This window comes from Pseudomonas sp. COW5, from assembly GCF_026240005.1.
GTDB lineage: Bacteria > Pseudomonadota > Gammaproteobacteria > Pseudomonadales > Pseudomonadaceae > Aquipseudomonas > Aquipseudomonas kribbensis.
Genome location: NZ_JAPHVP010000001.1, coordinates 3,808,775 through 3,833,097 on the forward strand (window position 1 = coordinate 3,808,775; position 24,323 = coordinate 3,833,097).

The following is a 24,323-nucleotide window of genomic DNA, read 5'->3' on the forward strand; positions in this document are numbered from 1 at the left end:
AGCGAAACCACTACCATGATGCGCAGCCATTATTGCGGCCAACTGAACGAAAGCCTGGAAGGCCAGGAAATTACCCTTTGCGGATGGGTTCACCGTCGCCGCGACCACGGCGGGGTGATTTTCCTCGATATCCGTGATCGTGACGGTCTGGCCCAGGTGGTCTTCGATCCGGATCGCGCCGAGAGCTTCGCCGCCGCCGATCGCGTGCGCAGCGAATACGTCGTGAAGATCACCGGCAAGGTGCGTCTGCGTCCGGCCGGTGCCACCAACGCCAACATGGCGTCGGGCATGATCGAAGTCCTGGGCTACGAACTGGAAGTGCTGAACGAGTCGGAAACCCCGCCGTTCCCGCTGAACGAGTTCTCCGACGTCGGTGAAGAAACCCGTCTGCGCTATCGCTTCCTCGACCTGCGTCGTCCGGAAATGGCCGAGAAGCTGCGTCTGCGTTCGCGCATGACCACCAGCATCCGTCGCTACCTCGACGAGAACGGCTTCCTCGACGTGGAAACGCCGATCCTGACCCGTGCGACTCCGGAAGGCGCGCGTGACTACCTCGTGCCGAGCCGTACCCACGCCGGTTCGTTCTTCGCTCTGCCGCAATCGCCTCAGCTGTTCAAGCAACTGCTGATGGTCGCCGGCTTCGACCGTTACTACCAGATCGCCAAGTGCTTCCGCGACGAAGACCTGCGTGCCGACCGTCAGCCTGAGTTCACTCAGATCGACATCGAGACCAGCTTCCTCGACGAAAAAGACATCATGGGCCTGACCGAAGGCATGATCCGCAACCTGTTCAAGGAAGTGCTGGATCTGGAATTCGGTGAATTCCCGCACATGACTTTCGAAGAAGCCATGCGCCGCTACGGTTCCGACAAGCCTGACCTGCGTAACCCGCTGGAACTGGTGGACGTTGCCGATCAACTGAAAGAAGTTGATTTCAAGGTGTTCAGCGGCCCGGCCAACGATCCGAAATGCCGTATCGCCGCACTGCGCGTTCCAGGCGGGGCGAGCATGCCGCGCAAGCAGATCGACGACTACACCAAGTTCGTCGGCATCTACGGTGCCAAGGGTCTGGCATACATCAAGGTCAACGAGCGTGCTGCCGGTGTTGAAGGTCTGCAGTCGCCGATCGTGAAAAACATCCCGGAAGCCAACCTGAACGTGATCCTCGATCGCGTCGGTGCAGTCGACGGCGACATCGTGTTCTTCGGCGCCGACAAGGCCAAGATCGTCAGCGAAGCCCTAGGCGCGCTGCGTATCAAGCTCGGTCACGACCTGAAGCTGCTGACCTGTGAATGGGCACCGATGTGGGTCGTCGACTTCCCGATGTTCGAAGAGAACGATGACGGCAGCTTCTCCGCCCTGCACCACCCGTTCACCGCGCCGAAGTGCACCCCGGAAGAGCTCGAAGCCAACCCGGCTGGCGCGCTGTCCCGTGCCTATGACATGGTCCTGAACGGCACCGAGCTGGGTGGCGGTTCGATCCGTATCCACCGCAAAGAGATGCAGCAAGCGGTATTCCGTCTGCTGGGCATCAACGAAGCGGAACAGGAAGAGAAGTTCGGCTTCCTGCTCGACGCGCTGAAGTACGGTGCACCGCCGCACGGTGGTCTGGCCTTCGGTCTGGACCGTCTGGTGATGCTGATGACCGGCGCCCAGTCGATCCGTGAAGTGATCGCCTTCCCGAAAACCCAGAGTGCTGCCGACGTGATGACGCAGGCACCGGGTGTCGTGGACGCCAAGGCACTGCGCGAACTGCACATTCGTTTGCGTGAAACACCAAAGGCTGAGTAAGACGGGCCTGAAGGCGCATCTTCGGATGCGCCTTTTTTCTTTCTATAGAGAGCAGGTCGAGATTTTTTTGTTTGCTGGCTGTGCGATGTGCGCGGCGGGCAACGTTTCAAAGAGAATTCGGAGCGAGATATGGCAGGTCATTCCAAGTGGGCGAACATCAAGCACCGCAAAGAACGTCAGGATGCCAAACGAGGCAAGATCTTCACCAAGTGGATCCGTGAACTGACCGTTGCGGCCCGTCAGGGCGGCGGCGATCCGGGTTCCAACCCGCGTCTGCGTCTGGCCCTGGACAAGGCGCTGGGCGCCAACATGAGTCGGGACATCATCGACCGTGCGGTGGCCCGTGGTGCCGGTGCGACCGAAGCCGACAACGTTGAAGAGCTGACCTACGAAGGTTACGGCCCGGGTGGCGTGGCGGTGATGGTCGAGTGCATGACCGACAACCGCAACCGTACCGCCGCGGCCGTGCGCCATGCGTTCAGCAAGTGTGGCGGCAACCTCGGAACTGACGGTTCGGTGGCCTACCTGTTCGAACGCAAGGGCCAGATCAGCTTCGCACCGGGTGTCGACGAAGATGCGCTGACCGAAGCGGCACTGGAAGCCGATGCCGACGACGTGGTCACTCATGAAGACGGCTCGATTGATGTGTTCACGTCGTTCACCAGTTTCTATGCCGTGCGAAACGCGCTGGAAGCGGCCGGTTTCAAGGGTGATGACGCGGAAATCGTCATGCAGCCGACCACCAGTGCCGAACTGGATCTGGAAGGCGCGGAGAAGGTGCTCAAGCTGATCGACATGCTCGAGGATCTGGATGATGTGCAGAACGTCTATTCCAATGCCGACATTCCGGAAGACGTGGCGGCTCAGCTCGGCTGATAACGGCTAGGCTTCAATGTGGGAGATTCCATGTTTGAGGGTTCATCTCGAACATGGAATCTCCCACATTTGTTTTTGTGTTTTTTCGAAACCAGCAGGCTTATGACTTTAATTCTTGGTATCGACCCCGGTTCACGCATCACCGGATATGGCGTGGTACGCGATACCGGGCGTGGTTGTGTCTACGTGGCTTCCGGCTGCATTCGTACCGGTGCCGGCGAGTTGCATGAGCGTTTGCAGATCGTCTATCGCGGTGTGCGGGAAATCATCCAGACCTACGGTCCGGTGACCATGGGCATCGAAAAGGTGTTCATGGCGAAAAACGCCGACTCGGCGCTGAAGCTCGGGCAGGCCCGTGGGGCCGCGATCGTCGCGGGTGCCGAAGAGAGCCTGGAGATCGCCGAGTACACAGCCACTCAGGTCAAACAGGCCGTAGTCGGCACCGGTGCAGCCAATAAGGAGCAGGTGCAGATGATGGTCATGCACATGCTCAAACTGACCAGCAAGCCACAAATCGATGCCTCGGACGCCCTGGCCATTGCCATTTGCCATGCGCACACCCGCTCCAGCCTGTTGCCTCACGGCCTGGGAACCGCACGCAGTCGTGGCGGGCGCCTGCGTCTCTGATAGCATCAGCAATCAATTTTCCGGTATATGGATTTTGTGCCTGGGTCGTCGGCCCGAATCCGTATTCCGTTTTGTCGCCAGCCCGCGGCTGGCCAACGCTCAAGGATCTGAAACGTGATTGGACGCTTGCGCGGCACCCTCGCTGAAAAACAGCCGCCGCACCTGATTCTGGATGTAAACGGCCTCGGGTATGAGCTGGAAGTGCCCATGACCACCCTGTATCGCCTGCCGTCGGTCGGTGAACCGCTGACCTTGCACACCCATTTGGTCGTACGCGAAGACGCGCAGTTACTCTATGGTTTCGCTGGCAAGCGTGAGCGAGACTTTTTTCGCGAGTTGATCCGTCTCAATGGTGTGGGCCCGAAACTGGCCCTGGCCTTGATGTCGAGTCTGGAAGTCGATGAGCTGATCCGTTGCGTGCAGTCCCAGGACACTTCGGCGCTGACCAAAGTGCCGGGTGTGGGCAAGAAAACCGCCGAGCGTCTGCTGGTCGAACTCAAGGACCGCTTCAAGGCCTGGGAAACCTCGCCGGCCATGTTTGCGCTGGTACCGAACCAGCCGGACGGCCCGGCACCGGTCAATACCGCCGAGAACGACGCGGTCAGCGCGCTGATTTCCCTGGGCTACAAGCCACAGGAAGCAAGCAAGGCGATTTCCGCGATCAAGGAGAAAGGCTTGAGCAGTGAAGACATGATCCGACGCGCCCTGAAGGGAATGATTTAAGTGATTGAAGCTGATCGTCTGATCGCCGCCACGCACAGTCCGCGTGAGCGCGAAGAAGTCCAGGATCGGGCGATACGTCCCGTCAGTCTGGCCGAATACATTGGCCAGCCGACCGTTCGCGAGCAGATGGAACTGTTTATCCAGGCCGCCCGTGGCCGTAGCGAATCCCTCGACCACACCCTGATCTTCGGCCCGCCGGGGTTGGGCAAGACCACCCTGGCCAACATCATTGCCCAGGAAATGGGCGTGTCGATCAAGAGCACTTCAGGCCCGGTGCTCGAACGGCCGGGGGATCTGGCCGCGCTGTTGACCAACCTTGAACCCCACGATGTGTTGTTCATCGATGAAATCCATCGTCTGTCGCCGATCGTCGAAGAAGTGCTGTACCCGGCGATGGAAGACTTCCAGCTCGACATCATGATCGGTGAGGGGCCGGCAGCGCGTTCGATCAAACTTGATCTGCCGCCGTTCACCCTCGTTGGCGCGACGACGCGGGCGGGGATGCTGACCAATCCGTTGCGTGACCGTTTCGGTATTGTCCAGCGTCTCGAGTTCTACAGCACCGCCGACCTGGCGACGATTGTCAGCCGTTCGGCGAACATCCTCGGTCTGCCGCTGGACCCGGAAGGCTCTTTCGAGATTGCCCGCCGTGCCCGTGGCACGCCGCGGATCGCCAACCGCCTGCTGCGCCGGGTGCGGGATTTCGCCGAAGTCCGGGCCAAGGGTCATATCACCAAATCCGTTGCCGACCTGGCACTGAATCTGCTGGATGTCGATGAACACGGCTTCGATCATCAGGACCGGCGATTGCTGCTGACCATGATCGAGAAGTTCGATGGTGGCCCTGTCGGCATCGACAGCCTGGCGGCTGCGATCAGTGAAGAGCGCCACACCATCGAAGATGTGCTGGAGCCATACCTGATTCAGCAGGGCTACATCATGCGTACGCCTCGGGGCAGGGTGGTGACCCGGCACGCGTATCTGCATTTTGGTTTAAACATTCCGTCACGAATGGGCGAAATGCCCGTGGCAGACGAGTTTCTCGATGCCGTGGATGATTGAAACACATTTATTGGCGATTTATTCAGCGTTTGTACTGTCTCAGGACGGTACTTTTGCGGTAAAGCCTTCGAACTATGAAAAACAGTTGCCTGGCCGGATTGGCAACCCGAGGAGTAAGCACTAGAGTATGCGCGCGCAAAACGGGCTTGAGCCGTTCGCACATCGTTGTCGCGTTTATTACGAGGACACCGATGCGGGCGGCATCGTGTATTACGTTAATTACCTCAAGTTTATGGAACGGGCTCGAACCGAGCGGCTCCGGGAGCTGGGCTTTGCCCAGTCGGCGCTGGCAGGGGAGGACCTGTTGTTCGTCGTGCACTCCAGCGAAGCGCGTTATCACGCGCCGGCGCGACTGGACGACGAGCTGCTGGTAAGCGCTGATGTAATCGAATTGAACCGTGCCAGCCTGCGCTTTCGACAGCAGGTCAGGCGGGCAACGGATAATGTGCTGCTCTGTGAGGGGCAGTTTCTGGTGGCCTGTGTGCGCACTAACAGTTTGAAACCCCGGGCCCTTCCCGAAGACTTGCGTGCGGCTTTCGCCGACGCGGTCGGCACGGGTACACACTTGAAGCAGGAGATAAAGCGTGGAAGCTAACGTCGTCGACCATTCCTCCATGTGGAGCCTGGTCAGCAATGCCAGCATCGTGGTGCAGTTGGTAATGTTGACCCTGGTAGCCGCATCGGTGACCTCATGGATCATGATCTTTCAGCGCAGCAATCTGCTGCGCGCCGGTCGACGTGCCCTGGAGAGCTTCGAGGAGCGCTTCTGGTCGGGTATCGACCTGTCCAAACTGTACCGCCAGGCCGGCAGCAACCCGGATCCGGATTCGGGCGTCGAGCAGATCTTCCGTGCCGGTTTCAAGGAATTCTCGCGTCTGCGCCAGCAGCCGGGCGTCGACCCTGAAGCGGTCATGGAAGGCGTGGCCCGTGCCATGCGCGTAGCGATCTCCCGCGAGGAAGAGAAGCTCGAGCAAAGCCTGCCATTCCTCGCCACCGTCGGTTCGGTCAGCCCGTACATCGGTCTGTTCGGTACCGTGTGGGGGATCATGAACTCCTTCCGTGGTCTGGCCAGTGCACAACAGGCCACCCTGGCCACTGTGGCCCCAGGTATCGCCGAAGCCCTGATCGCCACCGCGATCGGCCTGTTCGCCGCGATCCCGGCCGTTATCGCTTACAACCGTTTCTCTGCCCGCAGTGAAACCTTGCTGAGCCGCTACTACACCTTCGCCGATGAATTCCAGGCGATCCTGCACCGCAAAGTGCACACCAGCGAAGAATAAGCAGGTATTTACCGATGGCTTTAATCACTCGAGCCCGACACAAGCGCAAGCCGGTCGCCGAGATGAACGTAGTGCCTTACATCGACGTGATGCTGGTGCTGCTGGTCATCTTCATGGTGACTGCGCCGATGCTCAATCAGGGCGTGAAAGTGGATCTGCCCAAGGTTTCCAGCGAAGCCTTGCCGCAGGACAACAACACCCAGGTGCTGACCATTTCGATCAAGGCTGACAAGACCTACTACTGGAACCTTGGCAGCGAAGTCGACACCGAAAAGCAACAGGACCGGGCCATGACCCTGCCACAGATGACCGACGCGGTGACCAAGATCATCCGCGCCGGCACTGAAGGCGGCAAGCGTACCCAGGTCTTCATCCGTGGCGACAAGTCCGTCGATTATGGTTCCGTCATGGGCGCCATGGGCGGGTTGCAGAAAGCCGGGGTCGGTAATGTTGGCTTGATCACCGAGGCCCCCTGATGCAGCAACAGCGAGAGCCGTCCGCCTCGGAAAGCTACTTCTGGCCCAGTGTCTGGGCGATTGGCTTGCACGTGCTGGTGTTCGGCATGCTGTTCGTCAGTTTCGCCATGACACCGGAGCTGCCGCCGGCCAAGCCGATTGTCCAGGCAACCCTTTACCAGCTGAAATCGAAAAGTCAGGCAACCACCCAGACCAATCAGAAGATTGCGGGTGAGGCGAAGAAATCCGCCGCGCGCCAGACCGAAGTCGAGCAGATGGAGCAGAAAAAGGTCGAGCAGGAAGCGGTGAAGGCTGCGGAACAAAAGAAAGAAGAAGCGGCTCAAAAGGCCGAGGAAGCCAAGAAGGCCGATGAGGCGAAGAAAGCGGAACAGGCGAAGAAGGCTGACGAAGCCAAGAAAGCCGAAGACGCGAAGAAAGCCGCCGAAGCCAAGAAGGCAGAAGAGAAACAATTGGCTGATATAGCCAAGAAGAAAGCTGAAGAAGAAGCCAAGAAGGCTGCTGAAGAAGAGGCCAAGAAAGAGGCCGCTGAAGAAGCCAAGAAGAAAATCGTCGAAGACGCGAAGAAGAAAGCCGCCGAAGACGCCAAGAAGAAAGCCGAGGCTGAAGAGGCGAAGAAGAAAGTCGCCGATGAAGCCAAGAAGAAAGCTGCTGCCGATGCTGCGAAGAAGAAAGCGCAGGACGCGGCACGCAAATCGGTCGAGGACAAGAAGGCCCAGGCTCTGGCCGACCTGCTGTCCGACAAGACCGAGCGTCAGCAGGCTTTGGCGGATGAACGTGGTGACGAAACCGCAGGCAGCTTCGATGACTTGATTCGTGCGCGGGCAGCGGAAGGTTGGGCACGTCCTCCTTCGGCACGCAAAGGCATGACGGTTGTACTGCAGATCGGCATGTTGCCGGACGGTACGGTGACTACGGTCAGCGTGGCCAAGTCCAGTGGCGACGGTCCGTTCGATGCGTCGGCAGTGGCGGCGGTCAAGAATATTGGACGTTTGACGGAAATGCAGGGAATGAAGCCGAGCGATTTCGCTCCGTATCGTTCATTCAAGATGACATTCACACCTGAGGATCTAGCCTTGTGAGAAACCTTCTTCGAGGAATGCTGGTCGTGATCTGCTGCATGGCAGGGATCGCGATGGCGGATGAAAAGAACATTCTGGTCACCAGCGGCAGCGATCGGGCGACCCCGATCGCCGTCGTACCGTTCGGTTTCCAGGGCGGTGCCGTCCTGCCGGATGACATGGCTGAAATCATTGGCAACGACCTGCGGAACTCGGGTTATTACTCGCCGATTCCAAAACAGAACATGATCAGCCAGCCAAGCCAGCCGAGCGAAATCATCTTCCGTGACTGGAAGGCAGTAGGTGCCCAGTACATGATGGTCGGCAATATCACGCCGGCCGGTGGTCGCCTGCAGGTTCAGTGGGCGTTGTTCAACGTTGCCACCGAACAGAAAGTGGCGGACGGCAGTGTTTCCGGTACGACCGAGCAAATTCGGGACATGGCGCACTTCATCTCTGACCAGTCGTTCCAGAAACTGACCGGTATCGACGGTGCGTTCTCGACTCGCCTGCTGTACGTGACGGCTGAACGCTTCTCCGAGAAGAACACCCGTTACACCCTGCAGCGTTCGGACTATGACGGTGCCCGCGCCGTGACTCTGCTGCAATCGCGCGAGCCGATCCTGTCGCCGCGTTTCGCACCGGACGGCAAGCGTATTGCCTATGTATCGTTCGAGCAGAAGCGTCCGCGCATCTTCATGCAGAACATCGACACCGGTCGCCGCGAGCAGATTACCAACTTCGAAGGCCTGAACGGCGCTCCGGCCTGGTCGCCGGATGGCAATCGCCTGGCGTTCGTGCTGTCGAAGGACGGTAACCCGGACATCTACGTGATGAACCTCGGTTCGCGCCAGATCACTCGTGTGACTGCCGGTCCTGGCATCAACACCGAACCGTACTGGGGCAAGGATGGCTCGACCATCTACTTCACTTCCGACCGTGGCGGCAAGCCGCAGATCTACAAGACCAGCGCCAATGGCGGTGGTGCCGAGCGCGTGACGTTCGTGGGCAACTACAACGCCAACCCGAAGCTGTCGGCTGATGAAAAGACCCTGGTGATGATCCATCGTCAGGACGGTTTCACCAATTTCAAAGTGGCGGCTCAGGATTTGCAGCGCGGAAGTGTAAAAATCCTCACTGATAGCACTCTGGACGAGTCGCCTACTGTTGCGCCCAACGGCACCATGGTAATCTACGCCACCCGCCAACAGGGCCGGGGAGTCTTGATGCTCGTGTCCATTAATGGACGCGTTAGGCTCCCGCTTCCTACCGCTCAAGGCGAAGTCAGAGAACCGTCCTGGTCCCCTTACCTGAAGTGAGCGGGCGCTACACGTTTTACTTAACACACTGGGGTTCATTAGGAGTTTCACGATGGAAATGCTGAAGTTTGGTAAATTTGCTGCGCTGGCTCTGGCCATGGCTGTAGCTGTAGGTTGCTCGTCCAAAGGCGGCGACAACGCCGGTGAAGGCGCTGTTGATCCAAACGCTGGTTACGGCGCAAACACCGGTGCCGTTGACGGTTCCCTGAGCGAAGAAGCTGCTCTGCGCGCAATCACCACCTTCTACTTCGAATACGACAGCTCGGACCTGAAGCCAGAAGCCATGCGCGCTCTGGACGTTCACGCCAAAGACCTGAAAGCAAACGGCGCTCGCGTTGTTCTGGAAGGCAACACCGACGAACGTGGTACTCGTGAGTACAACATGGCACTGGGCGAGCGTCGTGCGAAAGCCGTTCAGCGCTACCTGGTACTGCAAGGTGTTTCCCCAGCTCAGCTGGAACTGGTTTCCTACGGCGAAGAGCGTCCAGTTGCTACCGGCAACGACGAGCAGTCCTGGGCTCAAAACCGTCGCGTCGAACTGCGTAAGTAATTCGATATGCGAACGTGCCGTCGTGCTGTAACTGTTCTGGCTCTCAGCCTAGCGCCGCTTGCGGCGTGGGCTGCGGTTCCTGTGGTCGATGACAACTCCGGTTATAACAATAGCGGGAGCAGTTATCCGCCTGCAGGTTACGGTACGAACGGCGCCTATGCCGGGGGAGCGGCTTCGGCCCCTGCCTCGGCACAAGGCATGCTGTTCAACCAATTGCAACAAATGCAGGATCAGATATCGCGCCAGCAGGGCGTGATCGAAGAACTGCAGAATCAGGTTGCGCGCATGAAGCAGGAATCCCTGGAGCGATACCAGGATCTTGATCGGCGCATAGGGTCCGGTGCTGCACCTGCCGCGACTCCCGAGAATTCTTCTGCCGGTGGCGATGCAAGTGCTGCTGCCGGTGCCGCTGCTGGAGCCGGGGCTGCTGCCCAGGCACCTGCCGCGAGTGGCGAACCGGCTGATCCGGCCAAGGAAAAGCTGTATTACGATGCAGCCTTCGACCTGATCAAGGCCAAGGATTTCGACAAGGCCAGCCAGGCTTTCGCCGCGTTCCTGCGTAAATACCCGAACAGCCAGTACGCGGGCAATGCCCAGTACTGGTTGGGTGAAGTGAACCTGGCCAAAGGCGATCTGCAAGGTGCAGGTCAGGCTTTTGCCAAGGTTTCGCAGCTGTATCCCAAGCATGCCAAAGTGCCGGATTCGCTGTACAAGCTGGCTGACGTAGAGCGCCGCCTCGGTCACACCGACAAGGTCAAAGGCATTCTGCAACAAGTGGTGTCCCAGTATCCGGGTACCTCCGCTGCCCAGTTGGCCCAACGCGATCTGCAACGCATGTAATACTGTTTGACCCGTTTGGAAGAAACCCGCGCTTGTCGCGGGTTTTTTCGTTAGAATTCACGCCCTTTTATGAAACACGCTTCTGGTGATCTACGCGTTGGCGGGGTTGCCTGAAGTGCCTGACGGAGGCGGACAGCCTGTTTAGCTGTTACGCCCGTGGCGACTATGCAAGACACATTGAGAATCACCGAAGTTTTCTACTCGTTGCAGGGGGAAACGCGGACTGCCGGGCTGCCCACTGTTTTTGTGCGCCTGACCGGTTGCCCGTTGCGTTGCCAATACTGCGACAGTGCCTACGCGTTCAGCGGTGGCACCATTCGTGCACTCGACGACATCCTCGAGCAGGTGGCCGGGTTTCGCCCGCGCTACGTTTGTGTCACTGGCGGTGAGCCGCTGGCACAGCCCAATGCCATCCCTTTGCTCAAACAATTGTGCGATGCCGGCTACGAAGTCTCGCTGGAAACCAGCGGCGCCCTCGACATTTCAGCGGTTGATCCGCGGGTCAGTCGGGTCGTCGATCTGAAGACGCCCGATTCGAAAGAAGCCCATCGCAACCGTTACGAGAACATCGAACTGCTGACGCCCAACGATCAGGTGAAGTTTGTCATCTGCTCGCGGGACGACTATGACTGGGCGGTTTCCAAGCTGATCCAGTACGGGCTTGACCGGCGTGCCGGCGAAGTCCTGTTTTCTCCAAGTCACCATGACCTGAACGCAAGGGATCTGGCGGACTGGGTGGTGGCGGATAACCTGCCAGTGCGCCTGCAACTGCAGCTGCATAAATATCTATGGAATGATGAGCCGGGGCGCTGAGATGACTGAACAACTGAACACCAACGAAAAACGTGCGGTAATCCTGCTGTCGGGTGGTCTGGACTCGGCCACCGTGGTGGCAATGGCCCGTGCTGAAGGCTACGCCTGCTACACCATGAGCTTCGATTACGGTCAGCGTTCCCACGCTGAATTGCACGCCGCTGCTCGCGTTGCCCGCGATCTGGGCGTGGTCGAGCACAAGGTCATTGGCCTGAACCTGAATGGCATGGGCGGTTCGGCCCTGACCGACACCAGCATCGATATCCCTGAAGAGCTGGGCGAGGGCATTCCGGTCACTTACGTGCCGGCGCGCAATACGGTGTTCCTGTCGCTGGCATTGGGCTGGGCTGAAGTGCTCGGCGCCCGTGACATCTTTATCGGCGTCAACGCGGTGGATTACTCCGGTTACCCGGACTGCCGTCCCGAGTTCATCGAGTCGTTCGAGCGTATGGCCAATCTGGCGACCAAGGCCGGTGTGGAAGGCAATGGTTTCCGCATCCAGGCGCCGCTGCAGAACCTGAGCAAGGCACAGATCGTTCAGACTGGCGTGAAGCTGGGTGTTGATTACGGGCTGACGGTTTCCTGCTATCAGGCGGACGATAACGGCCGTGCCTGCGGCAAATGCGACAGCTGCCGACTGCGTGCGGAAGGCTTCGCAGCAGCCGGAATCAGTGACCCGACACCTTATTTTTGATTTTTTTCAAATTAGGTGTTGAATAGTCCTTAAAAATCAGTATTATACGCGCCACCACACAGCGGGTCGTTAGCTCAGTTGGTAGAGCAGTTGGCTTTTAACCAATTGGTCGTAGGTTCGAATCCCACACGACCCACCATATTTGGCGGTTTAGAAAATCCGGAAGGCCCACGAAAGTGAGGATTTCCGGGTTTTTTTTTGCCTGCGATTCGGCGTCACTCCTTTTGGCAGCCGTTGCGCTGACACAGGTCAGAATCATCTTTTGCATCATCGGGATATTCTGTAGCCTTGCGCAGCTTCAACGCTGTCCGTGCCTGATAAAACTCACTCTCCCGGCGGTACCCTCAAGCGGTCCGGAGCCGGGTGTATACTCGACTTTCGCGCGAATGCGCCTGCAGGTCTTGCGAACATGACGCAGATTTCCGAACGCCTCCTGGTACAAGCCCACCTCGACGCCAAGCAGCCCAAGCCGCTGACGACCGAGGAAGAGGCTTATTACCGTTCCGCCATCGCCGCCGAGCTCAAGGCTCAGGACGCGGTGCTGGTTGCCCACTTTTATTGCGATCCGATCATTCAGGCCCTGGCCGAAGAAACCGGTGGTTGCGTTTCCGACTCTCTGGAAATGGCCCGCTTCGGCAACGCCCATCCGGCCAAGACCGTGGTGGTTGCCGGCGTGAAATTCATGGGTGAAACCGCGAAGATTCTCAACCCGGAAAAACGCGTGCTGATGCCGACTCTGGAAGCGACCTGCTCGCTGGACCTGGGTTGCCCGGTGGATGAGTTCTCGGCGTTCTGCGATCAGCATCCCGAGCGCACCGTGGTGGTGTACGCCAACACCTCGGCCGCGGTCAAAGCCCGGGCCGACTGGGTGGTGACATCGAGTTGCGCGCTGGAGATCGTCGAAAGCCTAATGGATAACGGTGAGACCATCATCTGGGGCCCGGACAAGCACCTGGGCACCTACATTCAGCGTCAGACCGGCGCCGACATGCTGCTCTGGGACGGTGCCTGCATCGTTCACGAAGAGTTCAAGTCCAAACAGCTGGAAGACATGAAGGCGCTGTACCCGGACGCGGCCATTCTGGTGCACCCGGAGTCGCCGACGTCGGTGATCGAACTGGCGGACGCCGTCGGTTCCACCAGCCAGTTGATCGCCGCCGCGCAATCGCTGCCGAACAAGACCCTGATCGTGGCCACCGACCGTGGCATCTTCTACAAGATGCAGCAGTTGTGCCCGGACAAGGTCTTCATCGAGGCGCCAACGGCGGGTAACGGTGCGGCATGCCGCAGTTGCGCACATTGCCCGTGGATGGCCATGAACACCCTTGAGCGCACGCTGAAGTGCCTGAAGGAGGGTTCGAACGAGATCTTCGTCGACTCGGCGCTGATTCCCCAGGCGATCCGCCCGCTCAAGCGCATGCTCGACTTCACTCAGGCTGCTCGGATGAAGGTGGCAGGCAACGCCTGACCTTGAGCCGCAAACAAAAACGCCCCGATTCGATCGGGGCGTTTTTGTATCTGCCGGGTTACTTCGCTTTCTTCGGGATCCGCACCAGTTGCGTGTCCGAATAGATGTCATGCCAGGCGCGCTTGCGCTTGTCGAACAGCGACCAGAAGAACCCCACCCCGAGGCACAGCCACGACGCGATCGACACCATGAACCGCAGCAGCGCCTGCCACAGGCTGATCGCGGTGCCATCGGCGTTCTGTACGCGGATGCCCCAGACCTGCATGCCCAAGGTCTGGCCGGCGTGAGTCCAGAATTTGGCGAAGAAACCGAACAGCACCAGCAGCAGCACGGTGGAGTACAGCGGGTCGCCGTCCAGTTTGCCGGCGTCGGTCATTGCGCGCAGACGTTCTTCGCCGATGATTGCGGCCTGGATCAGCTTATAGATGAAGCCCGTGACGATCAGCAGGGCGGTGCACAGCAGAAAATCGTAGAACATCGCTGCCAGACGACGGCCGAGACCAACGGCAGGAAAGTCGCCCTGGGGAAGGAGCAGGTGTTTCGACATGGCAGCCTCTGGACGGAAAATGAAGCGCCATTTTACGGATTCGCGCGCACAAAAAAGCCCCTGATATCAATATCAGGGGCTTTTTCGTTACAGAAAATCAGGCTTCAGCGATGACTTCATCAGCCTGCATGCCTTTCTGGCCTTGTACGGCAACGAAAGTCACTTTCTGGCCTTCTTTCAGGCTCTTGAAGCCGTTGCCCTGAATAGCGCGGAAATGCACGAACAGATCCGGACCGCTTTCTGGAGTGATAAAACCAAAACCTTTCTCGTCGTTAAACCACTTGACGGTACCGCTCTGACGTGTGGACATTTCTTATTTCCTTTGACGCAAAAATTGATGACAGTCTCTTCCTCATGAAAGAGTACTGGGGCTGGTTGCAGGAGAGTAAGAAGACGTCGAACGGGATGTAGCTAACTTGTAGGCTACTGCCCAGGTCACGATTCCAAGCTGACCCATGCAAACACAGTGGACAAACTCTACGCCAACTACAGGAGGAAAAACAAGCCCCGTGAAGGCCCCGGTTTTCCTGTGCTTGCCGGCTGTTAGTCAGTCCACTAGTCGGGCTTATACGATTAGCTTGTTCAATTGTTTTCGAACGTTATAAGCCAAGTTCATATTCGAATCGAATGTAAGGGAAGTGCACTGTTTTATGGCGATTGCGTTACACATTAGTGCACGCATAACGCAATCGCGTTACTTATAGAAACAGTCAATCAACCACGATAGTAGCGTTGTGGAACGAATGGCATTTTGCTTACAAGCATTTGCACCTTTTTCCCACGAACGATGGCCCAGACTGGTGTGTCCAGTGCGACATAAGCGCTGTCGAGGTAACCCATCGCCAATGGCCCGCCCAGGGTCGGGCCGAAACCGCCGCTGCACACGCTGCCGATGATTTCGCCGGCTTCGTTGACGATCTCCGCACCTTCACGGACCGGCGTGCGCTCCTGCGGAAGCAGGCCGACGCGTTTGCGTGCGACACCGTTCTGCTGCTGGCCGAAAACCTGTTCTGCACCCGGGAAGCCGCCGGCCCGCGCACCGTCGGCACGACGTGGCTTGGAGATTGCCCACAGCAGGCTGGCTTCGATTGGCGTGGTGTCGGTGTTCATGTCGTGGCCGTACAGGCACAGGCCGGCTTCCAGGCGCAGAGAATCGCGGGCACCAAGGCCGATGGCGGCGACTTCCGGTTCGGCCAGCAGGGCGCGGGCGAGTTTTTCCGCATCGGCTGCCGGTACGGAGATTTCGAAACCGTCCTCGCCGGTGTAGCCCGAGCGGCTGACGAAGCAATCCACACCCAGCAGCGTCACGCGGGCGAACTGCATGAAGGTCATCTTCGCCACTTCCGGCGCCAGGCGTGCCAGTACGGTTACGGCCGCCGGACCTTGCAGCGCGAGGAGTGCGCGGGCTTCGAACAGCTCGGTAATGGTGCACTGATCGCCGATGTGTTTTTGCAGATGCGCCAGGTCCTGATCCTTGCACGCGGCGTTGACCACCAGGAACAGTTCGTCGTTGCCCAGATTGGCGACCATCAGGTCATCGAGGATGCCGCCGGTTTCGTTGGTGAACATCGCGTAGCGCTGCATGCCCACCGGCAGGTCGATGATGTCCACCGGCACCAGGGTTTCCAGGGCTTTGGCGGCGTTGGCGCCGGTCAGGCGGATCTGGCCCATGTGCGAGACATCGAACAGCCCGGCCTGCTCACGGGTGTGCTGGTGTTCTTTCATCACGCCCAGCGGGTATTGCACCGGCATGTCGTAGCCGGCGAACGGCACCATGCGGGCGCCGAGTTCGATGTGCAGAGCGTGCAGCGGGGTTTTCGACAGTTGTTCGGTGGACATGCGTGACTCCTTGATTCACACCAACCCTCTCCCGGCGGGAGAGGGGGCTAATTAACACTCGATAATGTTGACCGCCAGACCGCCACGGGCGGTCTCCTTGTATTTGCTTTTCATGTCGGCGCCGGTCTGGCGCATGGTGCGGATGACCTTGTCGAGGGAGACGAAGTGCTGTCCGTCGCCGCGCATGGCCATGCGCACAGCGTTGATCGCCTTGACCGAGCCCATGGCGTTGCGCTCGATGCACGGCACCTGCACCAGCCCGCCAATCGGATCGCAGGTCAGGCCGAGGTTGTGTTCCATGCCGATTTCAGCGGCGTTTTCCACTTGTTGCACGCTGCCGCCGAGGACTTCGCACAACGCACCGGCCGCCATCGAACAGGCCACGCCGACCTCGCCCTGACAGCCGACTTCGGCGCCGGAAATCGAGGCGTTTTCCTTGTACAGAATGCCGATGGCCGCCGCGGTCAGCAGGAAGCGCACCACGCCGTCATCGTTGGCGCCGGGAATGAAGCGCATGTAGTAATGCAACACGGCCGGAATGATCCCTGCCGCGCCGTTGGTCGGTGCCGTGACCACGCGTCCGCCATTGGCGTTTTCTTCATTGACGGCGAGGGCGTACAGGTTGACCCAGTCCAGCACCGACAACGGATCGCGCAGCGACGATTCCGGGTTCTTGCACAGTTGCCGGTGCAACGCCGCCGCCCGCCGTTTGACCTTCAGGCCACCCGGCAGAATGCCTTCGTTGCGACAGCCGGCAGCCACGCAGTCCTGCATCACTTGCCAGATTTTCAGCAGGCCGGCGCGGGTTTCCGCTTCCGGGCGCCAGGCGCTTTCGTTGGTCAGCATTACCTGACTGATCGACAGACCATAGGTGGCGCAGTGACCGAGCAAGTCCTTGGCACTCTTGAACGGGAAGGTCAGTGGTGTGGCGTCCTCGACGATGCGGTCGGCTCCGGCCGCATCTTCGTCGACCACAAAACCGCCGCCGACCGAGTAGTACTCGCGGCTGCGGATCTGCAATCCCGCCGCATCGAAGGCACGGAAGATCATGCCGTTGGGGTGATAGGCCAACGGCTTGCGGATCATTGCCAGGTGTTCTTTCTCGTTGAACGCAATGCTGTGTTCACCGAGCAGGTTCAAATGCCCGCTGCCACGAATCTGCGTGAGACGTGCGGCGACGGTTTCGGTATCCACGATATCCGGGTGTTCACCTTCCAGGCCCAGCAGCACAGCCTTGTCGCTGCCGTGACCCTTGCCGGTGGCGCCGAGGGATCCGTACAGCTCGACCCTGACGCTGGTGGTGGCCGACAACAGGTTTTCCCGGCGCAGGCCTTCGACGAAACGCGCCGCTGCGCGCATCGGGCCGACGGTGTGGGAGCTGGAGGGGCCGATGCCAATCTTGAACAGGTCGAACACGCTTAACGACATGGTTGTTCTCCGGTTTCTTGTTATAGGCACATCAGGCACGCATGAAAGGGGCGGGTGAACCCGCCCCCCTCACAGGTCAAGCGTAGCTTTCGATCGACGGGCAGGCGCAGACCAGGTTGCGGTCGCCGAACACGTTGTCGACGCGACCGACCGGCGGCCAGTATTTGCCTTCGATCAACGACGCCACCGGGTACACCGCTTGTTCGCGGCTGTACGGGTGAGTCCACTCGCCGACCAGCTCTGCGGCAGTGTGTGGAGCGTTCTTCAGCGGGTTGTCGTCCTTGTCCAGGGTGCCGTTTTCCACTGCGCGGATTTCTTCGCGGATGCGGATCATGGCGTCGCAGAAGCGGTCCAGTTCTTCTTTGGATTCGCTTTCGGTCGGCTCGATCATCAGCGTGCCGGCCACCGGGAACGACATGGTCGGGGCGTGGAAACCGAAGTCGATCAGACGCTTGGCAACGTCATCGACGCTGATGCCGCTGCTGTCTTTCAACGGACGCAGATCGAGGATGCACTCGTGTGCCACCAGACCGTTGCTGCCGGTGTACAGCACCGGGTAGTGCTCTTCCAGGCGACGGGAAATGTAGTTGGCATTGAGGATCGCCAGTTGCGAAGCGCGCTTCAGACCTGCGCCACCCATCATGCGAATGTACATCCAGGTGATCGGCAGAATGCTCGCGCTGCCGAACGGTGCCGCGCAGACCGCGCCTTCCTTACGTTCCATGTGGCCGTGGCCCGGCAGGAACGGGGTCAGATGCGACTTCACGCCGATCGGGCCGACACCCGGGCCGCCACCGCCGTGGGGGATGCAGAAAGTCTTGTGCAGATTCAGGTGCGAGACGTCGCCGCCGAACTTGCCCGGGGCGCAGAGGCCGACCATTGCGTTCATGTTGGCGCCGTCGATGTACACCTGGCCGCCGTTGTCGTGAATGATGCCGCAGATTTCACGGATGCCTTCTTCGAACACGCCGTGAGTCGACGGATAGGTGATCATCAGCGCCGCGAGGTGTTCGCGGTGCTCGATGGCCTTGGCGCGCAGGTCTTCGATGTCCACGTTGCCACGGGCGTCGCAGGCGGTCACGACCACGCGCATGCCGGCCATGTTGGCGGTGGCCGGGTTGGTGCCGTGGGCGGACGACGGAATCAGGCAGATGTCGCGACGGTCTTCGCCACGGCTCTGGTGGTAGGCGCGGATCGCCAGCAGACCGGCGTACTCACCCTGGGAACCGGCGTTCGGTTGCAGCGAGATCGCGTCGTAACCGGTGGCGGCGCAGAGCATCGCTTCCAGTTCGTCGGTCAGTTGCTGGTAACCGGCGCTTTGCTCGGCCGGGGCGAACGGGTGCAGGGCGCCGAACTCCGCCCAGGTCACCGGGATCATTTCGCTGGCGGCGTTGAGCTTCATGGTGCACGAGCCCAGCGGGATCATGGTGCGATCCAGTGCCAGGTCCTTGTCCGCCAGTTTGCGCAGGTAGCGCATCAGCTCGGTTTCCGAGTGATAACGGTTGAACACCGGGTGACTGAGGATCGGCGACTGACGAACCAGCGAAGCCGGAATCGTGCTTTGCGCGGTCGCGGCGAGAGCTGCGAAATCCGGCAGAGTCTTGCCGTCGGCGAACAGGCTCCACAGGGTTTCGATGTCAGCCTGGGTGGTGGTTTCGTCGACCGACAGGCCCAGACGCTGGGCATCGATCACACGCAGGTTGATCTGTTGGGCACGGGCCTTGTCGTGCAGCGCGGCGGTTCGCGCGCCGGTGGCCAGGGTCAGGGTGTCGAAGAAGCTGGCTTGCTCGACGGTCACGCCCAGTGCGCTCAGGCCCTTGGCCAGGATCGCGGTCAGGTGATGCACGCGGTTGGCGATCTGGGTCAGGCCTTTCGGGCCGTGGTACACGGCGTACATGCTGGCGATGTTGGCCAGCAGCACTTGCGCTGTGCAGATGTTCGACGTGGCCTTCTCGCGGCGGATGTGTTGCTCGCGGGTCTGCATCGCCAGACGCAGGGCCGGCTTGCCGAAGCGGTCAACCGAGACACCGACCAGACGGCCCGGCATGTCGCGCTTGAACGCATCTTTGGTGGAGAAGTAGGCCGCGTGCGGGCCACCGAAACCCAGCGGTACGCCGAAGCGTTGGGCGCTGCCGATGGCCACGTCCGCGCCGAATTCGCCCGGCGGGGTCAGCAGGGTCAGGGCCAGCAGGTCAGCGGCGACGGCCACCAGTGCGTTGGCGGCGTGGAAGCGCTCGGTCAGTTCGCGGTAGTCGAACACATCACCGTTGCTCGCCGGGTATTGCAGCAGTGCGCCGAAGAACGGCGTCACGTCGGTCAGTTCGCGCTCGTCGCCGACAACCACTTCAATGCCCAGAGGCTCGGCACGGGTGCGCAGTACGTCGAGGGTTTGCGGGTGGCTGTGGATCGAGGCGAAGAACTGGTGGCTGCCCTTGTTCTTGCTCAGGCGTTTGCAGAAGGTCATGGCTTCGGCAGCGGCGGTGGCTTCGTCGAGCAGGGAGGCGTTGGCGATCGGCAGGCCGGTGAGGTCGCTGATCAGGGTCTGGAAGTTCAGCAGCGCTTCGAGACGGCCCTGGGAGATTTCTGGCTGGTACGGGGTGTAAGCGGTGTACCAGGCCGGGTTTTCCAGCAGGTTGCGCAGGATCGGCGACGGCGTGTGGCAGTTGTAGTAGCCCTGGCCGATGTAAGTCTTGAACAGCTGGTTCTTGCCGGCGATGCCTTTGATCATTGCCAGGGCATCGGCTTCGCTCAGGCCGTCGTCCAGACCGAGCACGCTGGTGCCCTTGATGCTTTCCGGGATGACGCTGGCGCTCAAGGCTTCGAGCGAGTCGAAACCGAGGCTGTTGAGCATCGCTTGCTCGTCACCGGCGCGCGGGCCGATGTGACGGGCGATGAATTCGTTGGCGGTGCCGAGATTTACTTGGGTCATGTCAGGTTCCTCAGGCTTCGGCTTGGGCTTTGATCAGACGGTCGTAGGCGTCCTGATCCAGCAGCTTGGCGACGGCGGTCGCGTCGGCTGGCTTGAAGCGGAAGAACCAGCCTTCGCCCAGCGGATCTTCGTTGACCAGTTCAGGGCTGTCTTCCAGGGCCGGATTGGTGGCCAGGACTTCACCGTCCAGCGGCATGTAAACGCCGCTCGCGGCTTTTACCGATTCCACGGTGGCGGCTTCGGCGCCTTTCTCGTAAGCCTGCAATTCAGGCAGTTGCACGAACACCACGTCGCCCAAAGCGTTCTGCGCGAAAGCGGTGATGCCAACGGTGACAGAACCATCGGCTTCGGCGCGCAGCCATTCGTGATCTTCAGTAAAACGCAACTCGCTCATGGAATCTCCTAAGGGCCAGACTCGTCTGGTGGACGCGGTGGATTACTTGGGGCGGTAATGCCCTGATTTTATGAACGGTTACTTAGCAAGAACGCGGCCAACGTAAAAATATCGTTATAAATCAATGTGTTGACATTTTGTCGATGGACTTTAAGTGTGGGGCTTGTAGCGAAATCGCTACAGCTCGGGGCGAAGAAAAAAGCTGAAGCGGATCAAAGCCTTGCACGGCGGTGATCGGAGGAGGGTGTAGCGATATCGTTCCGCTGTAGCGCTTTCAGTACAGATGGAGGTCGCTTTTGAACGGATTTCGAATCCGTCACATACCCTGTGGGAGCGGGCTTGCTCGCGAATGCGGTGTGTCAGTCACCATAAATGCTGGCTGACCCGACGCCTTCGCGAGCAAGCCCGCTCCCACATTTTTGACCGCGTTCGACTACGGTTTGTTGGGGATGCCGTATTTGCGCAATCGGTGCGCGATTGCGGTGTGCGAAGTCTGCAGACGGCCGGCCAGCTGGCGGGTCGAGGGGTAGCTGACGTAGAGTTTTTCCAGCAGCGATTTCTCGAAGGCTTCCACGGCTTCTTCCAGGCTGTCGACGTCGGTGTCGGTCTGCCTTGCCACGGAAGTGCCGGCGATGTCGAGGTCGCCGATGTCCACCAGGCTGCTTTCGCAGATGGCGGCGGCGCGGAAAATCACGTTCTGCAATTGCCGCACGTTGCCCGGCCAGCGGTTGCCGAGCAGCGCCGGATAGGTGCCGGGCGCGAGGCGGCAGACCGGACGCTGAATCTGCGCGCAGGCCTGCTGCATGAAATAGCGCGCCAGCAACAGAATGTCCTGACCGCGTTCGCGCAATGGCGGCACTTCGACGTTGAGTACGTTGAGGCGGTAGAACAGGTCTTCGCGGAACAGGCCTTCGCTGACCATTTTTTCCAGGTCACGGTGGGTCGCGCTGAGGATGCGCACATCGACCTTCACTTCGCGATCACCGCCTACCCGGCGGAAGCTGCCGTCGTTGAGAAAACGCAGCAGTTTGGCCTGCAAGTACGGCGACATTTCGCCGATCTCGTCGAGAAACACCGTGCCCTGGTTGGCCAGTTCCATCAGCCCCGGTTTGCCGCCCCGTTGTGCGCCGGTGAAGGCGCCGGGGGCATAGCCGAACAGTTCGCTCTCGGCGAGGTTCTCCGGCAGGGCCGCGCAGTTCAGCGCCAGAAACGGTGCGTTGTGCCGGGCGCTGATGGCGTGACAGGCGCGGGCCACCAGTTCCTTGCCGGTACCGGTTTCGCCCTGGATCAGCAGCGGCGCATCGAGGGCCGCCACGCGCTGCGCCCGGGCCTTGAGCGTGCGGATCGGCGGCGACTCGCCGAGCAGTGCATCGAAACCTTCGGCATGGTCGTGGTGCAGCGCCGAGAGTTGTTCGCCGATACGGTTCGGTTGATACAGGGTCAGCAGGGCGCCGGCGTCGGTGATCGGCGTGGCATCCAGCAACAGGGTCTGGCCGTTGACGGTGATCTCCCGCAGCGGCAGGCGGAAACCCTGTTCGAGCAAGGTTTCGAGCAGGCCTGGATCGTTGAACAGCTCCGAGACACTTTCGCCCGCCGGCTCGCGACCGTACAGGGCGATCAGCGCCGGGTTGGCCAACAGCACCTTGCCGGCGCTGTCGAGGGCCAGCACCGGGTCGGTCATCGCCGCGAGCAACGCGTCGAGCTGCAAGTGCCGGCGCTGGCCGGGGAGGATGTCGACGACGACCACGGCCTCCACGCCGCGCACCCGGAACAGCGCGTCTTTCAACTCTTCGAGCACTTGCGGGCTGAGGGTCGGGGCGTCGATGTAGACGTTCGGCGGGACCATTTCCACCGCATCCAGATTGAGATTGCGTCCACCGAGAATCGCCAGGACTTCCTGGGTGATGCCGACGCGGTCGATGAAACTGACGTGGATGCGCATGGGGTGGTTCTGGGTTCTGGAGTGCGGAGGGGGGCAAGTATGCCTTGGGGCGATGGCGGAGGTGAAATCAAAAGCACCCTCACCCCAGCCCTCTCCCGGAGGGAGAGGGGGCCTACCGAGGTGTATTGCGTGATACATCGACCTGAAAGATCGAGTTGATTATGGATTCAGCGAAGAGCTTTCAGGTCGGCGTATCCCTGAAGCATCCCCGGATCAGCTCCCTCTCCCTCTGGGAGAGGGCTGGGGTGAGGGGAAGCTTTGGGGGTCACTCGAAATGCTCCGGATTGACCGGATCCCCGGATTTCATATTCAGCTGCGTACGAATGTCTTCAAACATCAGGTCGTAATGCTTGTGCACCGAGCCGATCTGGCTGTGGCTCTTGGGGATGCCGTACTTTTCGGCAATCTGCGTCACGTTGCGAGCGAAGTTGTAGGCCTCTTCCTTGGGCAGAAAGAATGGTTCGTTGACCTCTTTGCCCTGGATGCTTCCAACCAGCCGGAACTGTATCCCTTTGCCTTTTTGCGGATCCTGCGACACCTCGTATTCGAGGCGGATGTTGTAGTTGACGTCATCTTTGGTCAACGCGTGCCGCTCGATGTGCAAATGACCGGGTTCGAACTGGGCCATGGTGTTCTCTCCTTTCAAGGCATGGGAGAAGGGCAGACCTGGAGTCTGCCCCAGTATTTCTTTTTTATCGGTAGGTGATGCCGGGTTTCGAGGTGCTCACCCGCGTACCGGCGGTGCCCTGGACGATGGCTTCGATGTCCGCCAGCGAACCGATTACCGCGACCTTGCCAGTATGGCGTGCAAATTCGCAAGCTGCCTGCACCTTCGGCCCCATGGAACCGGCGGCGAAGCCCAGGCGTTCGAGTTCGTCCGGGTGGGCCTGGGCTATGGCTTTCTCGGTGGGTTTTTTGAAGTCGATGTACGCCGCGTTGACGTCGGTGGCGATTACCAGCAAGTCCGCTTCCAGCTGTTCGGCGAGCAGCGACGAGCACAGGTCTTTGTCGATTACCGCCTCAATGCCTTTGAGGTTGCGCTTCTCGTCGTACATGGTCGGGATGCCGCCACCGCCGGCGCAGATCACGATGCTGCCCTTGTCCAGCAGCCACTTGATCGGGCGGATTTCGAAGATGCGCTTGGGTTTCGGGCTGGCAACCACGCGACGGTATTTGTCACCGTCGGCCTTGACCACCCAGCCTTTCTCTTTGGCCAGGCGCTCGGCTTCTTCTTTGGCATAGACCGGGCCGATGAATTTGGTCGGGTCCTTGAAAGCCGGATCCTTGGGATCGACTTCGACCTGGGTGAGCAGGGTGGCGAACGGGACTTCGAAGTCCAGCAGGTTGCCCAGTTCCTGTTCGATGATGTAGCCGATCATGCCTTCGGTTTCGGCACCGAGCACGTCCAGAGGGTAGGCTTCATCGGGTTTATAGGAGAGGCCCTGCAACGACAGCAGGCCGACTTGCGGGCCATTGCCGTGGGCGATGACCAGTTGATTGCCGGGGTGGATCTTGGCGATTTGCTCGGTGGCGATGCGGATGTTGGCGCGCTGGTTGTCAGCGGTCATCGGCTCACCACGGCGGAGCAGGGCGTTACCGCCCAGAGCTACGACGATACGCATAATGCAGTCCTTTCAGAATTCAGTGAGCCTGCGGGTGCAGCCTTC

The 24,323-nt window shown here is 60.0% G+C and carries 24 protein-coding genes, 1 tRNA gene and 1 pseudogene; 16 read left to right on the forward strand and 10 right to left on the reverse strand.

The annotated features are described in order from the left end of the window. Positions 1-15: 15 nt before the first annotated feature. The 16 genes from aspS to nadA all read left to right on the forward strand — a co-directional run bounded on the left by aspS (position 16) and on the right by nadA (position 13,577). Positions 16-1,791, forward strand: coding sequence for an aspartate--tRNA ligase (aspS, locus tag OQ248_RS17340; protein ID WP_085709621.1), 1,776 nt, complete (start codon positions 16-18; stop codon positions 1,789-1,791). A gap of 129 nt (positions 1,792-1,920) precedes the next feature. After that, the gene (locus OQ248_RS17345) at positions 1,921-2,667 is read left to right on the forward strand and encodes a YebC/PmpR family DNA-binding transcriptional regulator (protein WP_085709622.1); all 747 of its coding nucleotides are present in this window, start codon (positions 1,921-1,923) and stop codon (positions 2,665-2,667) included. Positions 2,668-2,769: 102 nt separating this feature from the next. Further along, positions 2,770-3,294 carry a crossover junction endodeoxyribonuclease RuvC gene (gene ruvC, locus OQ248_RS17350; RefSeq protein WP_065258525.1) on the forward strand — a complete coding sequence of 175 codons (525 nt, stop codon included), beginning with the start codon at positions 2,770-2,772 and terminating at the stop codon, positions 3,292-3,294. A gap of 114 nt (positions 3,295-3,408) precedes the next feature. After that, a complete protein-coding gene (ruvA, locus tag OQ248_RS17355) occupies positions 3,409-4,017 on the forward strand; it encodes a Holliday junction branch migration protein RuvA (RefSeq protein ID WP_007951205.1) in 609 nt (202 codons plus the stop codon). Beyond that, positions 4,018-5,079: a Holliday junction branch migration DNA helicase RuvB gene (gene ruvB / locus OQ248_RS17360; RefSeq protein WP_085709623.1), complete on the forward strand. Its 1,062-nt coding sequence runs from the start codon at positions 4,018-4,020 to the stop codon at positions 5,077-5,079. It begins immediately after the preceding gene. Positions 5,080-5,206: 127 nt separating this feature from the next. Beyond that, the gene (gene ybgC, locus OQ248_RS17365) at positions 5,207-5,674 is read left to right on the forward strand and encodes a tol-pal system-associated acyl-CoA thioesterase (RefSeq protein ID WP_085709624.1); all 468 of its coding nucleotides are present in this window, start codon (positions 5,207-5,209) and stop codon (positions 5,672-5,674) included. Beyond that, entirely contained in the window at positions 5,664-6,359 is a 696-nt protein-coding gene (gene tolQ / locus OQ248_RS17370) for a protein TolQ (RefSeq protein ID WP_007912733.1), read from the forward strand. Before ybgC ends, tolQ begins: the two co-directional genes overlap by 11 nt. A gap of 23 nt (positions 6,360-6,382) precedes the next feature. Next, positions 6,383-6,835: a protein TolR gene (tolR, locus tag OQ248_RS17375; RefSeq protein WP_162803534.1), complete on the forward strand. Its 453-nt coding sequence runs from the start codon at positions 6,383-6,385 to the stop codon at positions 6,833-6,835. Beyond that, positions 6,835-7,914 carry a cell envelope integrity protein TolA gene (gene tolA, locus OQ248_RS17380; RefSeq protein WP_085709625.1) on the forward strand — a complete coding sequence of 360 codons (1,080 nt, stop codon included), beginning with the start codon at positions 6,835-6,837 and terminating at the stop codon, positions 7,912-7,914. Before tolR ends, tolA begins: the two co-directional genes overlap by 1 nt. A 17-nt stretch (positions 7,915-7,931) precedes the next feature. After that, positions 7,932-9,212 (forward strand): Tol-Pal system beta propeller repeat protein TolB, encoded by a 1,281-nt coding sequence (gene tolB, locus OQ248_RS17385; RefSeq protein WP_162803533.1) that lies wholly within the window; start codon positions 7,932-7,934, stop codon positions 9,210-9,212. Positions 9,213-9,264: 52 nt separating this feature from the next. Then, positions 9,265-9,762, forward strand: coding sequence for a peptidoglycan-associated lipoprotein Pal (gene pal, locus OQ248_RS17390; protein ID WP_003178634.1), 498 nt, complete (start codon positions 9,265-9,267; stop codon positions 9,760-9,762). 6 nt (positions 9,763-9,768) lie between these two features. Continuing rightward, a complete protein-coding gene (ybgF, locus tag OQ248_RS17395) occupies positions 9,769-10,602 on the forward strand; it encodes a tol-pal system protein YbgF (RefSeq protein ID WP_114885069.1) in 834 nt (277 codons plus the stop codon). 165 nt (positions 10,603-10,767) lie between these two features. Further along, complete coding sequence (gene queE, locus OQ248_RS17400; protein ID WP_265813432.1) at positions 10,768-11,415, forward strand: 7-carboxy-7-deazaguanine synthase QueE; 648 nt, start codon at positions 10,768-10,770, stop codon at positions 11,413-11,415. A 1-nt stretch (position 11,416) separates the two neighbouring features. Then, positions 11,417-12,109, forward strand: coding sequence for a 7-cyano-7-deazaguanine synthase QueC (queC, locus tag OQ248_RS17405; protein WP_265813433.1), 693 nt, complete (start codon positions 11,417-11,419; stop codon positions 12,107-12,109). A gap of 63 nt (positions 12,110-12,172) precedes the next feature. Then, positions 12,173-12,248: transfer RNA gene (locus tag OQ248_RS17410), tRNA-Lys, on the forward strand. A 270-nt stretch (positions 12,249-12,518) separates the two neighbouring features. Further along, entirely contained in the window at positions 12,519-13,577 is a 1,059-nt protein-coding gene (gene nadA / locus OQ248_RS17415) for a quinolinate synthase NadA (RefSeq protein ID WP_265813434.1), read from the forward strand. Between the two features lie 58 nt (positions 13,578-13,635). Here the strand turns inward: nadA and OQ248_RS17420 are convergent, their stop codons facing one another. The 10 genes and pseudogenes from OQ248_RS17420 to arcC all read right to left on the reverse strand — a co-directional run bounded on the left by OQ248_RS17420 (position 13,636) and on the right by arcC (position 24,278). Then, complete coding sequence (locus tag OQ248_RS17420; RefSeq protein WP_085730269.1) at positions 13,636-14,124, reverse strand: RDD family protein; 489 nt, start codon at positions 14,122-14,124, stop codon at positions 13,636-13,638. 97 nt (positions 14,125-14,221) lie between these two features. Continuing rightward, positions 14,222-14,434 (reverse strand): cold-shock protein, encoded by a 213-nt coding sequence (locus OQ248_RS17425; protein WP_007951194.1) that lies wholly within the window; start codon positions 14,432-14,434, stop codon positions 14,222-14,224. Positions 14,435-14,838: 404 nt separating this feature from the next. Continuing rightward, complete coding sequence (gcvT, locus tag OQ248_RS17430) at positions 14,839-15,963, reverse strand: glycine cleavage system aminomethyltransferase GcvT (RefSeq protein WP_248739187.1); 1,125 nt, start codon at positions 15,961-15,963, stop codon at positions 14,839-14,841. Between the two features lie 51 nt (positions 15,964-16,014). Beyond that, on the reverse strand, positions 16,015-17,391 hold the full coding sequence (locus OQ248_RS17435; RefSeq protein WP_265813435.1) for an L-serine ammonia-lyase: 1,377 nt from the start codon (positions 17,389-17,391) through the stop codon (positions 16,015-16,017). Between the two features lie 76 nt (positions 17,392-17,467). Further along, on the reverse strand, positions 17,468-20,320 hold the full coding sequence (gene gcvP / locus OQ248_RS17440; RefSeq protein ID WP_265813436.1) for an aminomethyl-transferring glycine dehydrogenase: 2,853 nt from the start codon (positions 20,318-20,320) through the stop codon (positions 17,468-17,470). 10 nt (positions 20,321-20,330) lie between these two features. Next, positions 20,331-20,714, reverse strand: coding sequence for a glycine cleavage system protein GcvH (gene gcvH / locus OQ248_RS17445; protein WP_011335630.1), 384 nt, complete (start codon positions 20,712-20,714; stop codon positions 20,331-20,333). A gap of 325 nt (positions 20,715-21,039) precedes the next feature. Further along, positions 21,040-21,129: pseudogene (locus OQ248_RS17450) on the reverse strand (metal ABC transporter ATP-binding protein); the annotation flags it as partial. A gap of 18 nt (positions 21,130-21,147) precedes the next feature. Further along, positions 21,148-22,656, reverse strand: a complete 1,509-nt coding sequence (locus OQ248_RS17455; protein WP_085709635.1) for a sigma-54-dependent transcriptional regulator — start codon at positions 22,654-22,656, stop codon at positions 21,148-21,150. Positions 22,657-22,921: 265 nt separating this feature from the next. Continuing rightward, complete coding sequence (locus OQ248_RS17460) at positions 22,922-23,284, reverse strand: DUF5064 family protein (protein ID WP_085709636.1); 363 nt, start codon at positions 23,282-23,284, stop codon at positions 22,922-22,924. Between the two features lie 64 nt (positions 23,285-23,348). Then, a complete protein-coding gene (gene arcC, locus OQ248_RS17465; RefSeq protein WP_248739185.1) occupies positions 23,349-24,278 on the reverse strand; it encodes a carbamate kinase in 930 nt (309 codons plus the stop codon). Positions 24,279-24,323: the final 45 nt, after the last annotated feature.

What these genes read in the sequence shown, in the direction of transcription:
- gcvP (WP_265813436.1), bottom strand. Translation starts at nt 20,320, where the DNA reads ATGACCCAAGTAAATCTCGGCACCGCCAACGAATTCATCGCCCGTCAC.
- OQ248_RS17455 (WP_085709635.1), bottom strand. Translation starts at nt 22,656, where the DNA reads ATGCGCATCCACGTCAGTTTCATCGACCGCGTCGGCATCACCCAGGAA.
- nadA (WP_265813434.1), top strand. Translation starts at nt 12,519, where the DNA reads ATGACGCAGATTTCCGAACGCCTCCTGGTACAAGCCCACCTCGACGCC.
- OQ248_RS17435 (WP_265813435.1), bottom strand. Translation starts at nt 17,391, where the DNA reads ATGTCGTTAAGCGTGTTCGACCTGTTCAAGATTGGCATCGGCCCCTCC.
- OQ248_RS17345 (WP_085709622.1), top strand. Translation starts at nt 1,921, where the DNA reads ATGGCAGGTCATTCCAAGTGGGCGAACATCAAGCACCGCAAAGAACGT.
- ruvC (WP_065258525.1), top strand. Translation starts at nt 2,770, where the DNA reads ATGACTTTAATTCTTGGTATCGACCCCGGTTCACGCATCACCGGATAT.
- ybgC (WP_085709624.1), top strand. Translation starts at nt 5,207, where the DNA reads ATGCGCGCGCAAAACGGGCTTGAGCCGTTCGCACATCGTTGTCGCGTT.
- OQ248_RS17420 (WP_085730269.1), bottom strand. Translation starts at nt 14,124, where the DNA reads ATGTCGAAACACCTGCTCCTTCCCCAGGGCGACTTTCCTGCCGTTGGT.
- OQ248_RS17460 (WP_085709636.1), bottom strand. Translation starts at nt 23,284, where the DNA reads ATGGCCCAGTTCGAACCCGGTCATTTGCACATCGAGCGGCACGCGTTG.
- queC (WP_265813433.1), top strand. Translation starts at nt 11,417, where the DNA reads ATGACTGAACAACTGAACACCAACGAAAAACGTGCGGTAATCCTGCTG.
- aspS (WP_085709621.1), top strand. Translation starts at nt 16, where the DNA reads ATGATGCGCAGCCATTATTGCGGCCAACTGAACGAAAGCCTGGAAGGC.
- gcvT (WP_248739187.1), bottom strand. Translation starts at nt 15,963, where the DNA reads ATGTCCACCGAACAACTGTCGAAAACCCCGCTGCACGCTCTGCACATC.
- tolB (WP_162803533.1), top strand. Translation starts at nt 7,932, where the DNA reads ATGCTGGTCGTGATCTGCTGCATGGCAGGGATCGCGATGGCGGATGAA.
- arcC (WP_248739185.1), bottom strand. Translation starts at nt 24,278, where the DNA reads ATGCGTATCGTCGTAGCTCTGGGCGGTAACGCCCTGCTCCGCCGTGGT.
- queE (WP_265813432.1), top strand. Translation starts at nt 10,768, where the DNA reads ATGCAAGACACATTGAGAATCACCGAAGTTTTCTACTCGTTGCAGGGG.
- pal (WP_003178634.1), top strand. Translation starts at nt 9,265, where the DNA reads ATGGAAATGCTGAAGTTTGGTAAATTTGCTGCGCTGGCTCTGGCCATG.
- ybgF (WP_114885069.1), top strand. Translation starts at nt 9,769, where the DNA reads ATGCGAACGTGCCGTCGTGCTGTAACTGTTCTGGCTCTCAGCCTAGCG.
- OQ248_RS17425 (WP_007951194.1), bottom strand. Translation starts at nt 14,434, where the DNA reads ATGTCCACACGTCAGAGCGGTACCGTCAAGTGGTTTAACGACGAGAAA.
- tolA (WP_085709625.1), top strand. Translation starts at nt 6,835, where the DNA reads ATGCAGCAACAGCGAGAGCCGTCCGCCTCGGAAAGCTACTTCTGGCCC.
- gcvH (WP_011335630.1), bottom strand. Translation starts at nt 20,714, where the DNA reads ATGAGCGAGTTGCGTTTTACTGAAGATCACGAATGGCTGCGCGCCGAA.